The sequence below is a fragment of the Saccharicrinis sp. 156 genome, assembly GCF_050589685.1.
Classification (GTDB): domain Bacteria; phylum Bacteroidota; class Bacteroidia; order Bacteroidales; family Marinilabiliaceae; genus Saccharicrinis.
Map to the genome: position 1 here is coordinate 30009 of NZ_JBNGOS010000024.1, position 19065 is coordinate 49073.

At 38.5% G+C, this 19065-nt stretch carries 11 protein-coding genes; 5 read left to right on the forward strand and 6 right to left on the reverse strand.

Annotated elements, in window-relative coordinates; all coding sequences use genetic code 11:
* Nucleotides 1-8: 8 nt before the first annotated feature.
* The 3 genes from ACRD64_RS15395 to ACRD64_RS15405 all read right to left on the reverse strand — a co-directional run bounded on the left by ACRD64_RS15395 (nucleotide 9) and on the right by ACRD64_RS15405 (nucleotide 5152).
* Complete coding sequence (locus ACRD64_RS15395; protein ID WP_430934341.1) at nucleotides 9-1394, reverse strand: glycoside hydrolase family 28 protein; 1386 nt, start codon at nucleotides 1392-1394, stop codon at nucleotides 9-11.
* Nucleotides 1395-1540: 146 nt separating this feature from the next.
* On the reverse strand, nucleotides 1541-3601 hold the full coding sequence (locus ACRD64_RS15400) for a LamG-like jellyroll fold domain-containing protein (protein WP_430934342.1): 2061 nt from the start codon (nucleotides 3599-3601) through the stop codon (nucleotides 1541-1543).
* Between the two features lie 198 nt (nucleotides 3602-3799).
* Nucleotides 3800-5152 (reverse strand): family 43 glycosylhydrolase, encoded by a 1353-nt coding sequence (locus ACRD64_RS15405; RefSeq protein ID WP_430934343.1) that lies wholly within the window; start codon nucleotides 5150-5152, stop codon nucleotides 3800-3802.
* A 1682-nt stretch (nucleotides 5153-6834) separates the two neighbouring features.
* Between ACRD64_RS15405 and rpsF the strand changes: the two genes are divergently transcribed.
* Genes rpsF through rplI form a run of 3 tightly spaced genes read left to right on the forward strand, consistent with a single transcriptional unit; the run spans nucleotide 6835 to nucleotide 7918 of the window.
* Nucleotides 6835-7182 carry a 30S ribosomal protein S6 gene (rpsF, locus tag ACRD64_RS15410; RefSeq protein ID WP_430934344.1) on the forward strand — a complete coding sequence of 116 codons (348 nt, stop codon included), beginning with the start codon at nucleotides 6835-6837 and terminating at the stop codon, nucleotides 7180-7182.
* Between the two features lie 3 nt (nucleotides 7183-7185).
* Nucleotides 7186-7455 carry a 30S ribosomal protein S18 gene (gene rpsR / locus ACRD64_RS15415; protein ID WP_027471639.1) on the forward strand — a complete coding sequence of 90 codons (270 nt, stop codon included), beginning with the start codon at nucleotides 7186-7188 and terminating at the stop codon, nucleotides 7453-7455.
* 16 nt (nucleotides 7456-7471) lie between these two features.
* Nucleotides 7472-7918 (forward strand): 50S ribosomal protein L9, encoded by a 447-nt coding sequence (gene rplI / locus ACRD64_RS15420; RefSeq protein ID WP_430934345.1) that lies wholly within the window; start codon nucleotides 7472-7474, stop codon nucleotides 7916-7918.
* Between the two features lie 303 nt (nucleotides 7919-8221).
* Here the strand turns inward: rplI and ACRD64_RS15425 are convergent, their stop codons facing one another.
* Nucleotides 8222-8623 (reverse strand): response regulator, encoded by a 402-nt coding sequence (locus ACRD64_RS15425; protein ID WP_430934346.1) that lies wholly within the window; start codon nucleotides 8621-8623, stop codon nucleotides 8222-8224.
* A 202-nt stretch (nucleotides 8624-8825) separates the two neighbouring features.
* Between ACRD64_RS15425 and ACRD64_RS15430 the strand changes: the two genes are divergently transcribed.
* The gene (locus ACRD64_RS15430; protein ID WP_430934347.1) at nucleotides 8826-11558 is read left to right on the forward strand and encodes a serine hydrolase domain-containing protein; all 2733 of its coding nucleotides are present in this window, start codon (nucleotides 8826-8828) and stop codon (nucleotides 11556-11558) included.
* A gap of 84 nt (nucleotides 11559-11642) precedes the next feature.
* On the opposite strand, the gene ACRD64_RS15435 is transcribed toward ACRD64_RS15430, so the two are convergent.
* On the reverse strand, nucleotides 11643-12950 hold the full coding sequence (locus tag ACRD64_RS15435) for a M18 family aminopeptidase (RefSeq protein ID WP_430934348.1): 1308 nt from the start codon (nucleotides 12948-12950) through the stop codon (nucleotides 11643-11645).
* 323 nt (nucleotides 12951-13273) lie between these two features.
* Here ACRD64_RS15435 and ACRD64_RS15440 point away from each other — a divergent pair, with 323 nt between their 5' ends.
* Nucleotides 13274-15643: a DNA topoisomerase 3 gene (locus ACRD64_RS15440; RefSeq protein ID WP_430934349.1), complete on the forward strand. Its 2370-nt coding sequence runs from the start codon at nucleotides 13274-13276 to the stop codon at nucleotides 15641-15643.
* A gap of 428 nt (nucleotides 15644-16071) precedes the next feature.
* On the opposite strand, the gene ACRD64_RS15445 is transcribed toward ACRD64_RS15440, so the two are convergent.
* Nucleotides 16072-18963, reverse strand: coding sequence for a PD-(D/E)XK nuclease family protein (locus tag ACRD64_RS15445; RefSeq protein ID WP_430934350.1), 2892 nt, complete (start codon nucleotides 18961-18963; stop codon nucleotides 16072-16074).
* Between the last annotated feature and the right edge of the window lie 102 nt (nucleotides 18964-19065).

Consider the following 19065-nt stretch of genomic DNA (forward strand, 5'->3'; position numbering starts at 1 on the left):
ACGTTTTTTTATAGCTTTACTTTTTTATTGTTGGCGTAAGTATTAGATAATGTGCTATTTACCACATCTTTAAATACGACGGGTTTACGAGCATCTTCCCCTGTAATATGTAGATGAAAATTATCTACATGCACATTTTTCATATGGCGTAAAAACATCCCGGAAGCAGGCAAAGTTCCAACCCGACTAAATTCAGGCCACCAGCCTTCCAGTACCTCCAACGTATATTCATTGTGGTCGTTTTTTTTGGCATCTTCCTTGGTCCCGCCACCTGAAACGAAAAATTGAACATCTTTAATAATTACATTTTCTATGTATTTTCCGGGCATTCCGGTTAAAAAGAACGCAGAGTTTTTATCAAGTTCTGTATTGTCGGCAATAATATTCTGAAAGGTGAAGTTTTTCATCTCTTTCATGGGATACATTTCTTCAGGCGCATCTACACAAGCCTTTTGCTGAGCAAAAGTCATAAAGATAGGGCGAGGGACGTTTTTCATTACCAGATTTGAGAATACCATGTTTTTCATGCTTCCTCCTTCATTCATTTGAATTTTAAGTCCGCTGTCCTTAATGTTTTTAAACGTACAGTTGGTCACGGTTACCGATTCAAAATCTCCACGTGAAAGCAGACCGATTCGCATTCCTCCCCATTTTGTTTCGAATACACAGTTGCTGATAACAACATCTTTACATGGCTTATCCGGCAAAGAGGCTTGTAGGCAAATACAATCATCGCTGTTATCAAATGAACTGTTTGAAACACGAATATTGGTGCACCCGTCAAAGTCAAGGCCATCGCCATTGCCATTGGAGCGACTATGGATACGAATGCCTTCTACTACAATTTCGTTGCAATACAACCAAGCGGAAGTCCAGGCAGCAGGATTAATCAGAGTGATATCCCGCATATGAATTTTATCGCAGTTTTTAAAGCGCATCAACATAGGGCGACCTGTTTTCCGGGTAAAATACTTGGTATGACCGTTTCCATCAATTACCCCATGTCCTTCAAAAGCAAATGATTTGGCATCCTCGGCATAAATCAAACACTTGTTCATATGAGGTTCATTCTTGTACATATTTTTATGGGTGTCATTACCATAATCGGCCATGTTGGAGCTTCCTTGAAGTATGGCTCCGTTTTCCACCCTAAGGGTCACATAGTCTTTCATATAAAAAGTTCCTGTGACTACCGTTTTGCCCGAAGGAATTATAACGGTTCCACCTCCGTTGTTGGTAGCTGCATCAATGGCATTTTGCAGTGCATTGGTATCTATGTTTTTCCCGTCTGCCTTAGCACCAAAATCGACAACGTTAAAGTAGGTTTGGGCACTTATATTTGTAATTAGTAAAAGAAGGAATGTAATTATTACCATTATAGATGTACTTTTCATTTCTTGTTTTTTAGATTTATACGTTTGGGTCGCACCAGAATGCTTGTCGAACAGTTTTGGTCAAATTTAAGTATATCCAGGTTTTAAATTGGGTAAACACAGGGGTAAAATGGGGGGTAAATAAAAAATACGCCTTTAATTACAAATTAAATATCATCCATAAAGCGGTTACAGTCCTCCATGTTAAATGTAGGTTCTTCATTAAAAATTTTAACATATCTCGAACTAAAAGAAGCAAAAGTGTTTAATGCTGACTGATTTTGTTTTGTTTTAAGTAAAGCGGAAATCAGGTATTTGTGAGCGATTTCGCTTAAAGGAGCAATGCTGGTCCATGATTTAGCCAAAGTGGCAACAACCTGGTATGCCTGTTTTTTATATTGTGCAGTGCAGATACTTTGTAATAGTGTAATATATTTTTGTTCGTATTGCTCTATTAATGAATCAAAACTGTTGGTTTTAAGCTGACGGCAGAGGGATAAGTCTTCCCGTATGTATTGGTAAGTTTCATTTTTTAGGGATGCTGCCATAAAATGAATATCTACATGTAAACTATTGTCATGTAAAAGTTTCCATTCCCTGTTTTGATACGACAACTCAATATTCCTAAAGTTCTCCAATAACCTACGCAGCCGATGAATATTAGTGCTGCGGTTATTCTTTTGTTGCGAAGGACTATCTGTTTCCCATAATATATCGGATAGTTCAGCCGAAGTAATATAGTTGTTTGTTAAAATTGGGTATAGTATAATCAACGATAAAAGTCTGATAAGCGTAGGTGAGAATTGGTTACTGATATCAATACCGTTTTTGTCGTATGCTTTAAAGGTATGGATAAGGTGGATGGCATTCTTTTGAGCTTCAGTTTTGCGGAATTCCTGCGTGGGATTGTTTTTACCGTTTTTAAGGTAATAAACCACAAAGGTTATTGCTAAAACAGCTATAATTCCAACTAATAAAAAGGGGAGAGGCGAATAATGTTTATGAGGTTCTATAGTTTCCAGCTTTCCGTTGTACACCTGCCTGATTTCATCGGGTCCAAGGGCTCTGTTCCAAAGCGCCAGCTGACTCATTTTACCGTTGAAATTGTTTTTCCAAATACTTCTTCCGACGGTTACAATGGCATTGTTACCTGCTTTCCCTTCAACGCTTTTGGAGTCAAACATGACACCATTGATATAAAAATCGACTTTGTGGTTGATGCTCACCGATATGGCTATGTGCATCCATTCCTTCAAGTCGGTTTTAAAATGTTTTGAGTAGGAGGTATAAAGCATAGGTACGGTAAATAATAAGGCATTTTGCTGAGCATTGAGCCTGAAAGCAAGGTTTTTGTTTCCGATAATAGCCATGACTTTATTGTTCTGTATAGGCTTAAGCCAGCACGACACGGTCATTTGTTGGTCAAATTCAAACCCTTTGAAATCAATAAAACAACTGTCGTTTTTAAAATCGGCACACAGTCCTCTTTTTTCATCATGTGTGAAGTATATATGTTGCCTGATGGACTGTATTTGATGCTGCATATTATTCTTTGAATTACCTTCTAAAGGAAAATAAGCCAGTAGTTTATGTTGCAATGGGCCATTGATTTTACTTTCAAGGTAAAGCTGTTTAATTTCCTTATCTGAGAGTTCTTTTTTATAGATTAAAACGTCATCTACAAGTCCTTGAGCTGCAACACCCATTTTATCGTTACCTAAAATATATCTGCTTCTGTTTTTATGCCAGTCGGGGTTAATCGAATCTGTTATTATGCAATCGCCATTGTAGTATATACGAAGTATTCCAGCGGCGTTCAAGGTAAAGCCAAGGTGTTGCCACGTATCGGCACATATGATTGGTTGGGTGTCTATATCTTTTTTATTGTAATGGTTAAATTGGATTTGTCTTGTAGATAAATAGCGAAAATTGAAGATGTCGTTCTCGCTAAGCAAGGTTCCGGATTGCTCAATGGTATTGCCGGGTTTAATCCAGCAGGCAAAACTCACGGCAGAATCATTGGGGATGATGCTGAGTTTGCTGTTTTTTTGATGGGCCGTAAAGCGACCAACTTGCGCCCTGATTTCGTCCAGATAAGATTCTATATTTTGAGGCTTATCATCTCCTGCAGAAAAATGGTTATGGTATATGGGAAGATGATTGTTTCCTTTAATTAAAACGGAAGGAATTAGAAAAAAGAAATATAGTATTGTTAGAATCCGTGGCAAATTGACATCTTTTTGGGATTATTCACACAAATATAAATAAGTGAACTTAATCGTATATGTTTATTCTAAATTAGTTTTTTTAAAAAGTATGGTTTAGGTATGGACTAGTAGAACTGAAATAAAGGAGCGTTGGCATTTCACCCATCGGCTCCTTTTTAGTTAATTTACTTAAGGATAGTGCTATCTAATACCAAAAGTCTATTTCATCAGCAACCAATTCAAATTAACCGATTTAGTACTCCCCCAGTCCGATTTAAAAACAACCACAAGGTTATGTGTTCCAGTAACGGGTTGTTTAATATCAGCTTCAATGGTTTTCCATGAGCTCCACCCACCCGTATATTCAATAGGGAATTCGGCTATCAATTTACCTTTGGGATTATTCAGCCTTACCTCGAAGCTTCCCATACGTTGACCGCTGGCAACACGGGCCTTAATTTTCCTGGCACCATCAAACTTAACCCTGTCAAATCGCACATAACTCATCATTCGGGCATCGCAGATCATCCATCCGTTAGGCTCTTTCTCTCCTCCAACAAAGGCCGTTTTTGCACCTGAAATATCGTTGTAACGGTCCACCTGAATCGTATCGCCTACTTGCGGGGTTCCAATGCCTCGTAATGTTGGTTTTACTTTTTTAATGGTGCCGTCCTTTTTAAAGGTCATGTAATCGGCTCGCATAGAGCGCAATTTGTTATATCCACTGATATCCCAGGAGTGGTAAAATAGAATCCATTGACCATTATATTCTACAACCGAATGGTGATTCGTTCCATTGTAGATATTATCCATTATTTTTCCCTGATAGGTATACGGTCCCATAGGATTGTCACTGATTGCATAACCAATGGTATAACCTTCATCGGCAAACACATGGGCAAATGTCAGATAATATTTACCATCCTTTTTAAAAGGGAAAGACCCCTCTTTGTAACCGGCAGGCAGACCTTCCACTAAAATAGGGTCTTGGGTTATTTCTTTCATATTATCGGCCAATGGAGCTACGTACAATTCATGTCCACCACCAAAAAACAAGTAGGCTTTATCGTTATCATCCACCAATAAACCAGGGTCTATTCCTGATACACCCTCAATATAACTTTTTTCCCATTTGAAGGGACCGGTGGGACTTTTTGAAACACCAACACCAATTCTACGGAAGGCATTGTCGTTTTTTGGCTTGGCAGGATAATAATAATAGTATTTGCCATCTTTTTCAATACAATCAGGCGCCCACATAGCATAAGTATCTTTTTCGCCCCAGGGCACATCATTTTCTTTCAATATCCAACCATGGTCTTTCCAAGTAGCTCCATTTTCCAGCGAAAAGGCATGATAACCAGGCATACAAAAACGGGGAAATTCTTTCTCCCTGCCATTAGGTGGATAAGTATCGCTTGATGGGTAGACATATAATTTGCCATTAAAAACGCGAGCTGTAGGGTCGGCCGTAAACATATGCGTCACTAATGGGTTTTGGGCAACAATAATCTCAAGCCCCAATAATAAAATCAAGCATATAGCCAGTAAATTTCTTTTAATCTTCAACATCTGATTTTTGCATTTAAATTACAGTCAAATGTATTACAATAGCGTTTTTTATGAGGTAATAATTTGTGGTGAATAAAGGTGGGTAAATATTTAAAATTCATGCATGATACCTTGATGTAAAGGAAACCACCAAGCCACAAAGAACAGCAAGTCCACGGATTAATAATATTAAATATGCGATTTCAGAAGTAAGATTAAATTACTATACATTTTAAAATAATCCAGCATTTCCAATAATAATTTGTGGTAGGAATTAACTAAACTAATATGTATCAAGTCGAATGCTTACATTCTTTTAGGTTTCCCTGCCATAATCAGTATCAATTAGTAGTTCCGGCCACTAATTAAATAAACCTAAATCCAAGGGGTCAACACGCTCCGTTTTTTTCCGTTTTCGGAGCAATATGTTTTCCTCGAAAAACATTTTAAGGGGTCAATGTCCGCCGGAATGTCATGCTAAAAACATGACCTCAACCAACGTTTGGTAAGGGGGTGCTTGCTCCGGAATATCCATCGAGGAAGAATCACTAAATCGGGGTTAAATCCATTTAAAGCTAAGTTCATTTACTCCTAATATTGAACCGGCGGGAGGGCTTTATAATTCGGCCAAATATTTAAGCATTTTAAATATACAACAGCTTCCGTTCAGAAAAATGGACAGAAACATTGTTTATTCAAAGGTTAATTCTTTTGATGATTTATATCATACAATAGTAAATTCCTGCGAAAGTATTCATTAAGAATCTGATATAAAAAACAAAGAGATTGTTTGTAAACATCTGATTAGTATATTTCTTAAAGAAATATAGTTGGCAAAATTGACTTCAATCAAATTAAGTGCAAGAGCTGTCTTTGTTAGATGCAATTAATCGTAAATAATGCTGTTTAACACAAGAATCAATCCATTATTTAAAATTATGGAGCAGTATGGAATACTTAATTCCATATTTAAGGCGAACCATTCCCAAAATGATGGCAAACGGAAGAATTGAAAAAGGTTCACAACAATTAACCGAGTTCCAAAGCCTAATTCTTTATAAGTTGAATTAATAACTGGAATATGTGCAAAGGCAAAAAGAAATGAGAAAATAAGAAAAAAAAACGAAATGTTCACTCACTTTCTTTTTCAGAAATCCAAAGTCCTTATAAATTTCATGAAATACTGAAACTAATAGTACAATAAAAAATACTATTGAAATTATTTTTGAATAGAAATAGAACAAAAGTGAGATGAGGAAGAGAAAAAGATAGCAAAGGCTAAAATATCTAAGTTCTTAATTTAAGTAGGTCCTTGCAATTAATTGTTCAAGAAGTGGTATTAAAAATACCGATAAGACTATTTCAAGAAGCGATAAGGCAAATATATTATCGTTTAAAACCATCAGCACCAACTACAATAAAAATGCTATCTGATATCAAATAATAATGTAATAGATATATTAATTGTAAAAAAACAATGATAAAGCATTTTTGCCATATGCTAAATTTTTTAAAGAAATTTTATTCATTTCTTCTTGATATAAATGTAAAATATTGAGACTGCCAGAACTGCTATCACTTACCAGTATAATTTGATTTGTTAATCGCCAATGACTTGCGAATATTTTGCATCAAAATATTTGCACTCTGTAATTAAAATAACTACTTTTGCGGCCGAATTTATTAATTAATTTATTATCATTATGTTGAATCATTATGAAGCCGTTTTCATTTTGACTCCCGTTTTGTCTGATGTTCAGATGAAGGAAGCGGTTGAAAAATTCCGTTCTGTGATTACAGAAAATGGAGGTGAAATGGTAAACGAAGAGAATTGGGGGCTGCGCAAATTGGCGTATCCTATCCAAAAGAAATCGACAGGTTTTTACAACTTGTTCGACTTTAAAGTACAACCTGATGCGATCGCCAAGCTAGAGCTTGCTTTTCGTCGCGACGAGCGTGTTATCCGCTTCTTGACTTTCAAGATGGATAAATATGCAGTTGCTTACAGTGAGAAAAGAAGAAAAACCATCAAAGAAAAAAAGGAGAGATAGGCCATGGCACAAAATCAAAGTGAAATCAGATATTTAACGCCTCCATCGGTTGAGATCAAAAAGAAAAAGTACTGTCGTTTTAAGAAAAACAAGATCAAGTATGTTGATTACAAAGATCCTGAGTTCTTAAAGAAATTCTTGAACGAGCAAGGTAAGATTCTTCCTCGTCGTTTAACTGGTACATCTTTAAAGTATCAAAGAAAAGTTGCAACAGCTGTTAAGCGTGCCCGTCACATTGCATTGTTGCCTTATGTTACTGACTTGATGAAATAAAAAAGGAGGACAAAAAATGGAAGTAATATTAAGAGATGATATAGCCAACCTTGGTCACAAAAATGAAGTGGTAAAGGTTAAGAATGGATACGGTAGAAATTACCTTATTCCACAAGGGCTTGCTGTTTTGGCTACTCCTTCAGCTATCAAAGTACATGAGGAGAACATGCGCCAAAGAGCTCATAAAGAAGAAAAGATTAAGAATGATGCGCTTGAGGTGGCACAAAAAATGGAAGGTCTTTCGTTGACCTTAGGTGCTAAGACAAGTACGACCGGCAAAATCTTCGGTTCTGTAAATACTATTCAAATTGCAGAAGCACTGGAAAAAGAAGGTTATACTGTAGAGCGTAAAAACATTTCTATCAAAGAAGACCAAGTGAAAGAAATTGGTAAATACGTGGCAACAATCAAGCTTCACCGCGAAGTGAAGGTTGAGGTTAACTTTGAAGTAGTTGCCGAATAACTTAGTATAAACTTATACGAGATACATTTTCAAACAAACAGGAAAGCCATTTCGCCTTGCGGAATGGCTTTTTCCATTTTTATGGGTTTGGGTAGTGTTTTTAAAAGTAGATTTATGGGCTTATAACATAACGGCTTTGGGGGCATGAGGCAAATCACTTCTTCACATCGATGATAATAACAAGCTTCCCGGAAACGCATGGTAAATATTTCGGTTGAGGGTTATTCGTAATATTTTTTAATACGCTACAAAAAAAAGGCCTCAATTTAAATTGAAGCCTTTCAGTATATTTTAGTATCGAACTCACTTATTCAGGTACTTTGATAATGTTTCCATTAAAATCTGCAGTCTGATAGGTTTGGCCAGGTAATCGTCGCAACCTGCTTCCAGGCATTTTTCTCTTTCCCCCGACATAACATGTGCGGTCTGTGCAATGATTGGTACTTTACCATCTACTTTTTTGATTTCTCTGGTGGCTGTGTATCCATCCATGATGGGAAGCTGAAGGTCCATCAATACCAAGTCAATATCATTTTCTTTGTACATATCAACTGCTTCTTGTCCGTCTTTTGCCCAAAGTATTTTGGCATTTGTTTTTCTAAGGGCGGCATCAAAAAATATTTTGTTGGTATCCACATCCTCAACTACAAGGATTACTTTATCTCCCCAATTTTGGTTAAGAGAACTGCTTATATTTTCACTCATAATGCGTCAGAAATCTAGCAAATGAAATTTTTAGTACGGCTAAAATAATCTTTGTTGTGGGAATTACCAAATAAAACAAAAACAAAAAGGTTATAATTTTAATGGTCATTTTTCAAAAAACAATTTAAATATTATCTAATAAATTGATTCATTACATTAATTTTGAAATCAAATGAAATCATTGTAGAAAAGAGGTAGTAAAGTGACTAAATATATATACGTATTCTTATTTATTGTAGCATACAACTTTGGGGTTGAGGCGCAGTATTTTGTAAATGAGGAAAAAGTAGACTCCATATACCATACGCTAAGTTTGAAGGAGAGAGTGCGATCCTTACTGGTTTTACCCGTGATACAACCTGACGATGAGGAAGCAGATTCTTTTCCTAAATGGGTAAATATTGAAAAACTTTTAATCCCGGACGGGGAAAGGCCTCCCATGTTATCGGACATAATGATAAGGTCTGCATTCTTGCGGGGAAACAATAAAGATGTGCGAGAGCAACTCATGAACGTGTTGTTGCGAAAGAAGCTGGACGGAGCTTACTTTCCCATGCAATCCCCATATAACCTGTTGTTTCAGAATGAGGATTACAAACCTATAGACTTATTCCTGGAACCTATAGGACGATTGATTATACCTTGTTTGGACGTTGATTCAGGGAATCAAATTTTTCAAACCCATCTTTATCAGCTCCCTAAAAATATTCTTTCGGAACAGCAATTACGCCTAGATGATAATGCACTTCATGGCTCTGTTCCCGATTATTTAAAAGGTACCGATTGGAAGAGTATTCAGGATATAAGGAGGAACTCAAAAGATCCCTCGCTGGAAATGTTACTAAAAAATGGGGACTTAATTTATTCGGATAATGTGGATAATGATTTCGATATTTTATGGAGGGTTTTTGAGAATAATGTTTTGCCTCAAAACCTGCTGGAAGAGAGTTGTAAGAAAAGTGTGATGATACGTGAGTTGTTATCCAATAAACCCAAGCCAAAAGTGTATAATGAAATTAATGAAGAAATAGATCTTATTATAAGATCGATTTATAAAAAAGGTGCAGTGCTGCTCGAAAATAAAGATATTTTACCCATTCGTAATTTGGAGAATCGCAAAATAGCATCAATACATATTGGTACTAATAAGGAATCCATCTTTCAAAAAACATTGAAGAAATATTGTACTGTTGAGAACAATTATGTTGAAAGTGTTCCGGACATAGACCAGATTGCCAAACTAAGAAAAAGTACCGCAGGGTTTAATACGATTATTGTTGCAGTAAATGGTGATTGGTTCGAGAATGATATTAATGATTTGCTGTATTTGTTTCTTCATCAGATATCCTCAACGGCCGACTTGATTTTGGTTCATTTTGGTTCGGGAAACCGGTTGAAGGATTTACCGGTTGAACACCCTTTTAAGGCCATTTTACTTTCGTATGAGATAAACGAAATAGCACAGGGCGTTGCAGCACAGATTGTTTTTGGAGGCGTCGGCGCAGAAGGGGTGTTGGCTAAAAGCATTAATAGCCGTTTCCCATTTGGAAGCGGTGAAGTTACCCGAAAAAGCCGTTTAGGGTTTGCACCAGGTTATAGTAAGGCTATGCCCGACACACTTAAATTAATCGATCAGGTGGTGTATAAAGCCATAAGGGAAAGAGCCATTCCGGGTTGTCAGGTTTTGGTGGCCAAAGACGGGGATGTGATTTACAACAAGGGTTTTGGTTATCATACATATAACAAACGTAGGCATGTTAAAACAACCGACCTTTACGACATTGCCTCCGTTACCAAAATAGTATCTTCAATACCATCGGTGATGAAAATGTACGATAAGGATATGATCGATCTGGAAGATTCGCTGTCGAATTTGCTGCCTCGCCTGGAAGGGACCAATAAATCCGGCTTGAAACTAAATGATATGATGGTTCATCAAGCAGGATTGCAATCGTGGATCCCTTTTTACTTACGTGCAATCGACAAAGATAAACTGAAAGGAGATATTTACAGTCGTCGGTATTCGAGCCAATATAATATAAAGGTGGATAATAGATTGTATATGAATAGGGGTGCCCGGTATAGGTCTGACGTTTTCCGACGCTCCAAAAGCGATGATTTTAACATACAGGTTAGTTCCGGTTTGTATATGAACAAAGCTTTTATAGATTCGATTCGGATGGGCATTGATACGTCCGAAATACAGGGAAATCCTGAGTATCGGTATAGCGATCTGGGTTATTATTATCTGAAAGAAATTATTGAAAACAAATTTAATACCACCCAGGACCAATTTGTTGAAAACACGTTTTATAAACCATTGGGGGCGGAAAGAATGATGTACTTGCCGTTGGAAAAGTTCAACAAACGGGAAATTGTGCCTACGGAAAACGATGTGTCATTCAGAAAAGAAGTGATTCATGGATATGTTCACGATCCGGGTGCGGCGATGCTAGGTGGAGTTGGCGGGCATGCAGGCGTGTTTGCTTGTGCCGAAGACCTGGCCAAGATTTTACAGATGTACCTTAACAATGGGTATTACGGAGGTGAACGGTATATTGATTCGAGCACCTTGAAAACATTCACCTCCATAGTGAAAGAAGGCAATAGGAGAGGCTTAGGCTTTGACAAACCTGTACTCGATCCCGAGTTGTCGGGCCCCACTTGTCATGAAGCCTCCCCATCATCATATGGCCATTCGGGCTTTACCGGCACCTTGGTTTGGATGGATCCGGAATATAATTTAATGTATATTTTCTTATCCAACAGAATCCATCCCAACCAGTATAATAAAAAGTTGATTGCCGAAGATGTTCGAACTGATATCCAGTCAGCTATTTACAGAGCTTTGCCGGATTATTGGGAGAGGCATATCGTGGATCAGTCATCAGTTGACAGTACAACAGACATTAATTATTCAGATAAGGGAAAATAGTTTTTAACATACTTAGTAAAAGTAAAATGGAGCGTAGGAAAAAATCTACGCTCACTGTTTCTTCTTCTCCCTACTTCTTGCTGTCTATGTAAGATTGTAAAAAGTGGTGAACGCTTTAACCACATAGGTTTGATCCATTACTCCTGCCAATTCGCGAACCGAGTGCATGGCCAACATTGGGTTGCCCATATCAACCGTTCGAATATCTATTTGGCCTGTTGAAACATTGCCCAGGGTTGAACCACCTGCCATATCCGAGCGGTTGACAAATTTCTGGTATGGTACCCCGGCTTTTTGGCAAATAGTTTCAAATACAGCTCCGGAATCTCCATCGGTGGTATATTTTTGGTTGGCATGAATTTTAATGACGGGGCCGCCATTCATTACCGGATGTAAAACAGGATCGTGTTTCTCCACCAAATTAGGATGGATGGAGTGTGCCATGTCTGCCGATATCATAAAGGAGTTGTAAATAGTCCGGTAAAAATCATCCTGATGATATCCTAAGGCAGCATTGATTCGTAGCAAAATATTGTTCAACACGGGAGAGCCTGCTCCTTGTTTGGTAACGCTTCCCACTTCTTCGTTGTCAAAAATGCAAAGCATCTGCGTGGTTTCGGAATTGTCGGATCCCAGCAAAGCTTTTAACCCACCATAAGCCATGGCCAGGTCGTCCAGCTTTGGAGAACTGATCATCTCGTTGTCCATGCCCATTATGCAACCTTTTTCAAACTCGTAAAGGGTCAAATCAAAATCAATAATATCATCTTGTTTTACATGAAGCGCTTCTGCTAGCAGACTGAGCAAATAATTGTCTTTTTCGAAGGTTTCGTTCACCACCCCCATCAGCGGTAGCATATCCTTTTGCCTGTTCAGGACAATACCCTTGTCGTTGATCTCCCGATTTAAGTGAATGGCCAAATTAGGAATGATTAACAAGGGTTTTTTTAAGTTAACAAGGGCCGATTTTGGAAATAACGGATTATCGCTCTTAAGGCTTACCCTTCCGGAGATGGAAAGCGGACGATCCAACCAGGTCATTAATATCGGGGCGCCATACACCTCCGTATTCAACTTAAGCAATGTATTCTCAACCAACATCTCCGGTTGGGGCTTTATTTTAAATCCCGGCGAGTCGCTGTGTGCACAGATCATTTTAATACCTGTGTCGGGAAGGTTCCTGTTTCCCAAAGAAAATGCAAAAACAGCAGAATCGTTTTTGGTGGTAAAATATTTTTTCCCTTTTTCAAGTTGCCACGAATCGGTTAAGCTAAGTTCTTGAAATCCATTATCAGATAGTTCTTGTTTGATATTGGAAACCACATGATAAGGGGATGGGCTTTGGTATATAAAATCTATCAGTTCTTGTGCGAATGCTACCTCTTTGCTCATATCATAATTTTTTACGCAATTTATAAATTCAAATGATATTGTGATAACACAAAAGCATGAGTTTTGTTATGGTTGCTACGATTATAGTGTCAGGTAACTTTTATTTTTAGTTTATTTTCAATTTCGATGGCACTCATAAATAACGGATTTGGAAAGATAGTAGACGTATGAAAGCTGAATAAAATACATACCCATATTTAACTTAAAAAATCAAGGATAACAATTACTTACAATATAATCAGCAACAACCAACAACAAATAGCCAACAACCAACCGCCAAAATTTACTATCTTCGTGCTTCCACAAAAAATCATGAGTTAAAAATGCGTGTTTGTATTGCCGAGAAACCCAGTGTGGCAGGAGAAATAGCCAAAGTCGTAGGTGCTACCAGTAGAAAGGATGGATATTACGAAGGTAATAACTATCAGGTTACATGGACTTTTGGTCATCTGTGCACGCTCAAAGAACCGCATGATTACCTACCCGAATGGAAACGGTGGAATTTGGGCACGCTTCCGGTAATCCCATCTAAGTTTGGCATAAAGCTCATTGAAAATAAGGGGGTTGAAAAGCAATTCGGAGTTATTCAAAAGTTGGTGCAATCGGCCACGGAAGTGATCAACTGCGGTGATGCTGGCCAGGAAGGAGAAGTGATTCAACGATGGGTGCTGCAAAAGGCAGGATGCAAGGTTCAAATAAAGCGTTTATGGATATCATCGTTGACAGAAGAAGCCATCCGCGAAGGATTTGAAAAACTGTACGACAATGACAAGTTCAATCCATTATATGCAGCGGGAAGTGCCAGGGCTATTGGAGATTGGCTTTTAGGAATCAACGCTACCCGCTTGTACACCATCAAATACAGCCAGCCCGGCACGGTGCTGTCTATCGGGCGGGTGCAAACACCGACGCTTGCCTTGATTGTAAACCGTTACCTGGAGATCGAAAATTTTGTTCCGCAACCGTATTGGGAATTAAAAACGGTTTACAAAGAGGTGACTTTTAACTCTACCCAAGGTAAGTTTTCCAGCAAAGAGGAAGGTAGTTCGGCCCTGGAAAAAATCAAAGACAAACCATTTGAGATAACCGATTTTAACCGTAAACCCGGAAAAGAAGCGCCACCCCGTTTGTTCGATTTAACTTCGTTACAGGTGGAATGTAATAAGAAGTTTGGGCTGTCGGCCGACGAGACTTTAAAAGGGATTCAGTCGCTTTACGAAAAAAAGCTGACGACCTATCCCCGGGTAGATACCACTTATTTAAGTAACGATATTTATCCTAAAATTGAAGGCATTTTAAAGGGGTTAAAACAGTACAATCAATTGGTGGAGCCTTTATTGAGTGCGAAAATCCGTAAATCAAAAAAGGTATTCGATAATAAAAAGGTGACCGACCATCACGCTATTATACCAACAGGGATGACGCCTCCCGAAAGTCTTTCCCGGGACGAGCGGATTATCTATGATACGGTTACCCGTAGGTTTATTGCCAACTTTTATCCCGATTGCGAAATATCTACCACGACCATTCTTGGAAAGGTTGAGGATGTACATTTTAAGACATCGGGCAAACAGGTCTTAAAAGAAAATTGGCGGGTAGTTTATAAGTCGGTTGCCGGAAAAAAGGATTCGGAGGATAAAATATTACCTGAGTTTGTGAAAGGGGAAAGCGGTCCGCACGAACCTGATTTCCAGGAAAAGGAAACGCAGCCACCCAAATATTACACAGAGGCCACCTTGTTGCGTGCTATGGAAACCGCGGGAAAGCAGGTGGACGATGATGAGTTGCGCGAATTAATGAAGGAAAACGGAATTGGTCGACCTTCGACCCGAGCCAATATTATAGAAACCCTGTTTAAGCGAAAGTATATTTATAAGGTTCGAAAAAACGTGTTGCCTACAGCGATGGGGGTTAAACTGATGGAGTTTATCTCTAACGATTTATTGAAATCGGCTGAACTGACAGGGCTTTGGGAGAAAAAGTTACGGGAGATCGAAACAGGCGAATATCAGGCTTCCGAATTTATGGCTGAGCTGAAGCAAATGGTTTCGGATATAGTTTTTCAGGTAAAGAACGATTATTCAAAAGGTAAAATCATAATCGAAGAAGATGATGAGAAGGAAATAAAACCTAAACCTAAAGCTAAACCCAAAACCGGAATGGAACTGAAATGTCCACGCTGTAAAGAAGGGAGTATGCTCAAAGGGAAATCTGCCTGGGGATGTTCTGCTTATGCTTCAGGTTGCAAAACCTTAATCCCCTTTGAGTATTTAGGTAAGAGTTTTACGGACAAACAGGTGGAAGCCTTAATTTTAAAAGGAAAAACGCCATCCATTAAAGGATTTATTTTGGAGGGCAAAAAGGTAAACGGCCAGGTGAGTTTTGATGATAATTTTGGCTTGCGACTAGAAAAAGAGGCCGAAAAGGAGTTGCGATGCCCGAAATGCAAAACAGGACATATTTTGGAAGGTAAATCTGCCTGGGGTTGTTCCAATTATAGTAATGGCTGCAGGGTGTTGATTCCTTTTGAATTCTTAAAAAAGAAAATTACCAGGGCAAATATGGAAGCACTCATTTTTAAAGGGAAAACAGGCAAAGTTAAGGGATTCAGCCTATCGGAATCAGAAACCAATATAGCCGGTTTTATCGACTGGGACGAAAATTACAACTTAAGATTTAACAAAGCGGAATAGATATGGGTAGCCTGGTTCATTTCGGGCTTCGCCTCTAGTCTGCTGCTTGCTGACTGATGCCCCGCCTAAAAATAAACTGTTTATTTGTGGCGGGATATCGCGTTGTTTCAACCCGCAATATGCATTAGAAATTCTATTACACATTGAAATTACTTTAAAACAAGACACTTTGTTGCATCACTTCAACTCACCAGAACGATGCTCCCAAAAGCAATCGGGACAAGTTATGGCTCGTTTCAGTAATGCCTTGTTTTATTGTACTTGCAATGCTCATGACGAACCTCCAATACATAATCCGGGTTCAACTGCTGACACCATAAAGTCTATCCCGAAAAACACCATATTTCAATTTGAAAGGTTTACCGAGGAAGCTCGCAAATATGACAAGATATTAAATTTTGATATTTTCGGGACTGTATGCTGACACACTATTTCCCACACACCCCCTTGTAACTGCACTTCACGCAACTGTCGGCATGTTGGGTCTGCGTAAAGGCCATGTCTTTGTTAAATAAATCGTCCAGGTGTTGTTTAAGATGTTCAATATACTCTTCTTCCACGGCTTGAAGGGTAAGTTTTTGGTTATGGGTTGGTGTACCTTTCTTCAGCGAATAATCAGGTGAAGTAAAAATCTTTTTAATCCATACCACACCGGGCAAATAAGCCGGTAGTTCCGAATCGCTTTGTTTAAGGATGTAGCTGTATAGCAAGGTCTGAAAAATTGCCTTCTTGGATTTATGTTTCGATTGCAGAAACAGTTCTTCCACTTTGCTAAAGTGCTCATCGCCTGCTCCGGTTTTATAATCGATAACCCTAACGGCGCCATCTTTTTCGTCCAAGCGGTCTATGGTTCCCCCCAGGCAAATACTTTTATCGTTAACCCTGAGATTGGTACTTACCTCTTTTTCTAAACCTTTGAGGTAAAATGGGGCATGCTGTTTTTCGACCTTTAAAAACTGGAAAACATATTTTTTGATAATGTCGAACACTAAAATATTCTTGCCCTGAATATCTTTAAAATCATTTTGATTTAAATCCTGGTTGAAATATTTATTAAAACTGGCATGCAATGCCCTGTTTATGGAATACTTATCCCTTGCCAAAGTTTCAATATCCTGAGGCTGTACCTCCATACTTACAAAGCGTTTGTATATTTCTTCCACGGTTTCGTGAAAAAGGGTGCCAAAAATCCGGGGGTCAATTTCTTCCGTTATCTCATCCGGCTCCGAAGCCTTGAGAATATACTTGTAGTAAAAGCGGATGGGGCATTCAAAATAGGTGCTCAACGCACTGGGCGATAGTTTTCTGGATCCACCTTCCAGAAATTGATTCAATATAGCCATGATCTTCTCATCCTTATCTACATAAAAATCCTTTGAAGGTGTAATGTTAATATTATCCACAGCAGTTGAAAAACTCAGTTTTTCGGGGGGATATTCATATTTCAACTGGAACAGGAAGCGGCTCATCTCACCTGTTTGCATCCCTTGCGCAGATGAATTGTACAATAGTTGAACCTTCTTTGCCCTGTGAATCAAACGATAAAAATAATAGGCGAATATCGCATCCTGATGCTCGATGGTTGGCAGGTTAAACGCTTTTCGCAGGCTGTAAGGAACCAGAGAGTTCGTGGCTCCTGACTGTGGAAATACGCCCTCGTTCATATTCAGGATAATCAGGTTTTCAAAATCCAACGCTCTTGTTTCCAGAATTCCCATGACCTGTAATCCTTTAAGCGGCTCTCCACTGAACGGAATACTCTTTAAGTCCGCAGCTCTTTTAAAAAGCTTAATCCAGGTCTCCGGGTTTATTTCCACATTCAGTTTATTAATCAAGTCCGCCAGCTGCGTAATGGTCAGGTGCAGTTGATAAATAAACTCCTTTTCTATGACCTGACTGTGGTCGCTATTTTTTAGTCCGGCGTACATCTGTTGAAGTAAATCAATCAGGTAGGTCGAAAAGTCCTCGCTTTTTTCAACCACCCTGAAAACAGAACCCAATAATTTACTTTTGTCCAGCTCATGACCTTCGATATAAGTCTTGTTCCGCCTGGTCATGGAATAAGCCATTTCTTTGTGTAATTCTGGACTTAAAGGCTCAATGTACTGATGGGTAAGGATGGGAATTACATTTCTGAAATAAAACCATGTTTTACCGGCCTTTGTTTTCCGGCTGTTTTTTTGCAAGTCAAAAACAAGCTCCAGCAATCCATAGGCTGGTGTGTTTTTTATAGGATATCCCATGGTTATATTCACCTTTTCAATCTCATCCGGAATACTATGTAAAACAGGTAGCAAAATAGTTTCATCGGTTAAAACAACCGCTGTTTGTAATGCCGAATGGAGTTCTGTATTATTCCCACCTTTAGGTATTTCTTGTAGAAATTGATGTGCCACCTGAGTTTGCGCGGTGTCCGTAGCCACCGATGTAATCTTTATTTCAGGCATTTCAGGGTTGTGAGGGAAGTGCCAATCGGCAGGTGCCGGATAATTGCGCAGGTTATCCTCAATAAAACGAACGGCTTCGTTCGCTTTCATTCTTTCATGAGGGTTTGGAAGGGGTGTTTTATCTGGCAGAAGCCAAGGTGTATAATCCCATATGAAATCAGCTTTGTTTCCAATTTGCAAATGATGGAACAATTTTTTTTCGCAACTGTTTAAGGCGTTAAAGGCCACAAATATCACTTTGGGATAGGGTATATCCAAGGGTTCCTTTTGATCAATTTTATCAGCAATGTTACGATAGACAGCACCTTCGTAGGTCATGTTTTTATCGTGTAAGCGCTGGTTGAAAAGTTCATAAACCTCGTACAACTTCTCCCATATTTTAATAAACTCAGTCTGGTGTTCCGATAGCTTGTTGGGATTAAAAGTATGCCAGAAACTTTTAATGGTATTGATCTGGTCTTCGGTGAGAAAACTATAGTCGTCTTCAATTTCTTTGATGGACAGTAAATTGGAGAATACCTGTTGAGGATTGGCGCGGTATTTATCTATATCGTCAAAATCGTTCAATATAATTTCGCCCCAGGGCAAAAACTCATCGAAACTTGTGCCTGTGCGGTAAATCTCTTCATACACCTGATATAGTTCAAACACCAGGGTGATTTTATCCGCAATTTGATAGGTAGTAAATTCCTGGATAAACTCATTGATGGTAATCGTTTTGGGCGACCATAGGGGTTTTGATATCAACTGGCTTAAATGTTGTTGAAAAAAAAGTCCTGCCCTTCTACCGGGAAAAACAAAACAAAATTCGGATATATTGGTTTGATACTTATTAAAATAATATTGGGCAAGGTGTCTTAAAAAATTCGTCATGAATTGCGTTTTCGATGATTGATAAATGCAAAAGAATAAAAATAATTAGTTTTTAAATATTTTTTTAAAAGATTTCAGCTGCTAATGCGAATAATCAATCCT